The sequence below is a fragment of the Thioalkalivibrio sp. ALE23 genome, from assembly GCF_000378545.1.
GTDB lineage: Bacteria > Pseudomonadota > Gammaproteobacteria > Ectothiorhodospirales > Ectothiorhodospiraceae > Thioalkalivibrio.
The window spans coordinates 1-4494 of sequence record NZ_KB900055.1 but is presented as its reverse complement, the minus strand read 5'-3'; the positions used below and the strand labels follow the sequence as shown (position 1 = coordinate 4494).

The following is a 4494-nucleotide window of genomic DNA, read 5'->3' as shown; positions in this document are numbered from 1 at the left end:
ATGCGGATGTCCTTCCACGGCTCGCGTTTCTGCCCCTCTCGCCAGAGCATGGATTCCGCCATGGAGATCATGGCATCCATTTCGCTTTCCAGGTCCTCGATCAGCTTCTCGTCGCACCGGGTCGAGGACAGGTACTTCTCGATCTGCGCTTCCGGGGACTGGTCGTTCTTACCGAACTTCAGGCCATTGTCGATCGTGGCCGCCTCCAGCGTGCCTTCGGCACCGGGGTAATACAGCCGGTTGAAGACGCTCTGGATGCTCTGGATGAAGCCTTCTTCCGTGGTTTCGTGCAGCTCCTTCGCTTCCCGGACCTGCGCCTCGTTGGCGGATTGCCCGACTTCGGACTGAATCCGCTCCAGTGCCATGAGCTCACGGAACCGTTGTATGGCATCCCCAAGAAGGTGGCTGTCGTGACTGGTCAGCACCAGCAGGTTGTTCTTCTGCTCCACGCTGTCGAAGAACCGGCGGATGTCTTCCGGTGGGGTGCTCCCGTCCGGCCGGGCGACCACCAGCACTCGGGCGTGCTTGATTTCCTCGGCAATGGTGTCGAGGGTCGGCATGACCAGTACCTTCTGGTAGGCCTTCTTCGACTTCGGATCCAGGCCCCGTTCCAGCCATTGCCGGAGCCGGTCATCGACCTTGTCCTGCGACAGCTTCGCGGCGTCGTTCTGGAGGCGCCGGGTCAGGTTCTCCGTATCCTTGAAGAACACGTTTTCGCTGGCGTCCGCGTGCAGATACCAGGCGGACTTGCGCAGCTCGGTGATTGCTGTCTTGAACTCTTCGGCCTTGCGCTGGGGGTCGATCAGGTATTCGATCACCTCGTGCTCGTGCAACCCCATGTGCCCCCGGACCGCTTCGGAGAGGGAAGCGGACAGAATCAGGTTGGCGACCTGGGTGCCGGCGTCGCTGTTCAGGTGCTCATCGATCGCCTCGGCGTGAGCCGCCCCCTTGTCCGAGATGTCCCGCGTGATCGCGTTACGCAGGGCTCGGTTGATCGAATCCAACTGGACCGAAACCTTGGAGTCGTTTAGGTCCAGGTGCTGGGTTCCGATCAGGTAAACGTCGTTCGTCTCGCGGTTCCAGACCGAGCGCACAACCCGGGCCGTGAACTCCAGCAGCCCTCGGGTCTCCCGAAAATCCGGGTTGTCCTTGAACAGCGCGACGAGGTGTTTGAAGCTCGGGTGAAACGGATAGGTGCTGCGGATTTCTTCCTCGATCTGCACCATCGACCGGGCCGTGAAATACCCGCTGTCCTCGGCGCGACGGATCTGCTCGGCATACGCTTCTGCGACCTCGCCGATGGTCTCCTCGTCCGGCAGTTCCGCGAACAGGCGCTTGCGGATGATCGCGTAGATCTCGTCCCCATCCAGGGAAACCGGAGTGATCGAGGTGGCCTGCCGGTTCGCCTCCGACTGGAGATCCTTGACCAGACGGGTGATCTGACCGGATTCATCGGTGTACGAGTGCGCGAGGTTGGAGAGCACGATGCAGCAGCGAGGCGAAGCCAGAGCGGCTTCGAAGAGATTGGAAACCGCGCGGGTCACCACATCGGCCAGCGTCCCGGTCCCCATCGTCCGGGTTGAACTCTCCTTGATGTAGGGCGGAAGCTCGTCCATCAGGATCAGAGCCGGTTCATCCCCCAGCGCCCGTCGCCAGTCGTTTTTCCCCGGCGCCCGGTTGTCCTCCCAGAACGGCTTGAGGACTTCCATGGCCTCCGGACCCAGTTGTTCCGCCAGCGTGCCCCAGAGGTGTTTCGGGTGCGAATCCCGACCGTTGAACACGGCCACCCGGGCCGTCAGATCACCGACAATCGCCTGCGTGTTCTCGGGCAGCACCGAAGCACGATGCTCGGGGTACTTCGCCAGCAGCCCCAGGGCGCTCATCAGGTGCGTCTTACCGCCACCCATCGCCTGTGCGAGTTCGAAAACGGCCTGCCCGCTGTCGCCGGCCAGACGTCGAAGTCCGCCGTCCAGGAGCGATTCCATGCCCTGAGTCATGTAGTTGCGCTCGAAGAATGTCGCCCCGCGATCCTCGCTATGAATCGTGGAGTCCAGTTCCTCGACACCCTCGGCGCTCTGGTAGTCGAGCGTTGTCGGGTGCAGTTTGCAGGCGTCCTTGACGGTCTTCAGCATGATCGTTCTCTCACTTTTGTCGCGTTGGTCAGTGTGTTGCGGTTCCGTCTTTTGCGCTCGTCATGCCGGTTCCTCCGGGGATACCCCGCGCCGCGCAACCCATCCATCCAGGGGTTCGTCGTCAGCCGACTCCAGACGCTCAGCGCCTCCAAGACTGATTCGGTTGAGTCGAATCGGGGCAATCCATGTCTGATTCGTTGATCAGGCCATGCTTTACAAGCGTTCTTTCCGCAACCCTGGTCTGCGACTCAACCTGATTCTTGAGGCGCTGATAACGTGCCAGTTCATCGAGGGATTTTTCGCTGAACACATCCCGAAATCTCCCCGGGTTCGTAAAAAGGACCGCGAGGGCAGCACTAGACCCCGTGAACCAAACAATGAGACGCAGACCCTCCTGAAGCTCCTCTACGGAATAGCCGCGAAGGTCTTTGAGAAGAAAAACGAGCATGACAATGGCCGTTGTGGAGACAACCGTACAAGTCGCCCACCAGGCAAAAGATCGGAGGATCCCAAGGATCACGTTGCTGATCTGCTCAAAATAGTTTTCAGGGATACGAAACTTCTTGTATATCGTTTTTTTGAAGCTCGGGTCAGACATAAGAATGTATCATCTCCATAGGTTTAGGTGGCGGCAAAGGGGATTTAACTGAACGGGAATGGAGGTGAGAGTCATCGCACCGGGTTCCTTCCGCGGAGCCTACCCCGCGAGTCTACGTTCAGGCGAATCCAACGAACAGGCACGCCTACCGGCGGTTCTTCTCTGCTTCCTATCCCGCGTCCAGACCATACGGATCCCGCCGGGCCACCCACCCGTCCAGCGGTTCATCCTCCACCGACTCCAGATGTTCCAGCGCCTCCAGAGCGCGCTCCGGGTCTTCGTAGCAGTACCGGCGAAGATAGCCGCCCTCGGTGACCCCGAGGCACAGCCCCGTGGTATAGAGCAACGGGATGAGGCCCGCATAGCTCCCGTCGGGAAGCTGGCGGGGGTGGCGGTACCCACCCTGCTCGACCATCCAGCGATCGAAGCCTTCAGGGGGCTGGCGGATTGCAGGTTCAGCCATCATCGAATCTCCAGGTAACGCGAGAGTGGATGCCGCGACAGTTGCTCCAGGGCCCGATAGCCTTCGCCCTTGGGCGCCCCTTCCACGACCCCGTCCCCGGCCATCACGACGATTTCGTTTGAACGGACCGGGATGACCCTGCTGTCCTCGGCCCGCTGGGCGTCACGCCAGCACACCACCAGATTGCCCAGCTCCCGGACGAGATCATCCACCAAGACTTCATCGCTCTGGCGGAAAATCGCCGGGATCGCTTTCGGAAGGCCGTGCGCGTCCCGCTCATGATCGGGGTCCTGGAAGAGCACCTCCCACGCGAGCGGCGCCGGCCCGCCGAACGCGCCAAGGCCGACTTCGCCCCGCCCCACTCGACCGAGGTATTCGCGGATCTTCTGCACATGGCCGTGAGCACGGGCGTATTCGCGCCGACTCCAACCTTCGATCCCCGGCTCGCTCGGCCCGGTCAGCCGATAGGGAACGCTGCCATGCGTCGTGCCTGAGAGATCCATCATGCCGCCTTCTCCTCCTTGATCGCCGCTTCCTCGAAAATCGAATGCTCCATCGCCGCCCGGTAGTCCGCCAGCACGCGTTCGGGCGTGTCGTTCTGGTAATCCCGCACCAGGTACTTCAGGGCGTACTCGAAGCGGTCCCGCTCGTAGGTCCGCACACAGTACGAGAGCAGGCCGGTATCGCTGTAGGTCGGATAGTCGATCTCGCCCCGCTGGTAGCGGCCGTTCACCCGATCATGGTCCGCCCGCGCTTTCCGCGTGATGCCCCGGCGCCGAGGAACCGCAAACACATCTTCCATCGCGTAAGCGCTGGTCGCCAGCGTATGCGCCGAGTCCTCGAAGAAACCATGGAGTTCATCCAGCCCCGAAACCTCGAGGACGCCGAACAGCAGATGCGCCTGAATGGCGAACACCCGCAGTTCGCGGCGCAGAGCGCGCGTCGTTTCCGGCTGCGGGAAACGCTGCCCGAGCACTTCGACTTCCGGATACCCCATGCCGAACCCGAGCACCCCGCACCGCTCGATGGCACCGCAGCGGTAGAAGTCGATGACGTGCGCGATCTCGTGGGTGATGGCATGCAGGTTCGGAATCAACGCGTATTTCGCCGCCAGGCGGCCGTCACCGACATAGGTGCCCGACTTCGACAGTCGAAGGTTACGGTGCGCCAGCGGGCTGGCCGAAAGGTATTCGGCCAGCCGATCCAGCGAAGGAAACTCGTAACCCTTCAGCTCCATCAGTCGATCCCCAGTGGTTCCGCAAAAGGATGCGCCACCAGATCCTTCAGCGATTGAAAACCGG

5 protein-coding genes are annotated in these 4494 nt (G+C 61.6%); all 5 read right to left on the bottom strand.

The window, feature by feature from the left end; genetic code table 11:
* A partial coding sequence (locus F573_RS0113530; protein ID WP_019023036.1) for a DUF499 domain-containing protein occupies positions 1-2132 on the bottom strand: 2132 nt, incomplete at its 3' end.
* A 139-nt stretch (positions 2133-2271) separates the two neighbouring features.
* Positions 2272-2730 (bottom strand): hypothetical protein, encoded by a 459-nt coding sequence (locus tag F573_RS0113525; RefSeq protein WP_019023035.1) that lies wholly within the window; start codon positions 2728-2730, stop codon positions 2272-2274.
* 169 nt (positions 2731-2899) lie between these two features.
* Positions 2900-3193 (bottom strand): hypothetical protein, encoded by a 294-nt coding sequence (locus F573_RS0113520; RefSeq protein WP_155986684.1) that lies wholly within the window; start codon positions 3191-3193, stop codon positions 2900-2902.
* The gene (locus tag F573_RS0113515) at positions 3193-3699 is read right to left on the bottom strand and encodes a hypothetical protein (RefSeq protein WP_019023033.1); all 507 of its coding nucleotides are present in this window, start codon (positions 3697-3699) and stop codon (positions 3193-3195) included. The genes F573_RS0113520 and F573_RS0113515 overlap by 1 nt, the downstream gene beginning before the upstream one ends.
* The gene (locus tag F573_RS0113510) at positions 3696-4430 is read right to left on the bottom strand and encodes a hypothetical protein (RefSeq protein WP_019023032.1); all 735 of its coding nucleotides are present in this window, start codon (positions 4428-4430) and stop codon (positions 3696-3698) included. The genes F573_RS0113515 and F573_RS0113510 overlap by 4 nt, the downstream gene beginning before the upstream one ends.
* Positions 4431-4494: the final 64 nt, after the last annotated feature.

Coding starts and splice junctions, on each gene's coding strand:
- F573_RS0113510 (WP_019023032.1), bottom strand. CDS start 4,430: ATGGAGCTGAAGGGTTACGAGTTTCCTTCGCTGGATCGGCTGGCCGAA.
- F573_RS0113520 (WP_155986684.1), bottom strand. CDS start 3,193: ATGGCTGAACCTGCAATCCGCCAGCCCCCTGAAGGCTTCGATCGCTGG.
- F573_RS0113525 (WP_019023035.1), bottom strand. CDS start 2,730: ATGTCTGACCCGAGCTTCAAAAAAACGATATACAAGAAGTTTCGTATC.
- F573_RS0113515 (WP_019023033.1), bottom strand. CDS start 3,699: ATGATGGATCTCTCAGGCACGACGCATGGCAGCGTTCCCTATCGGCTG.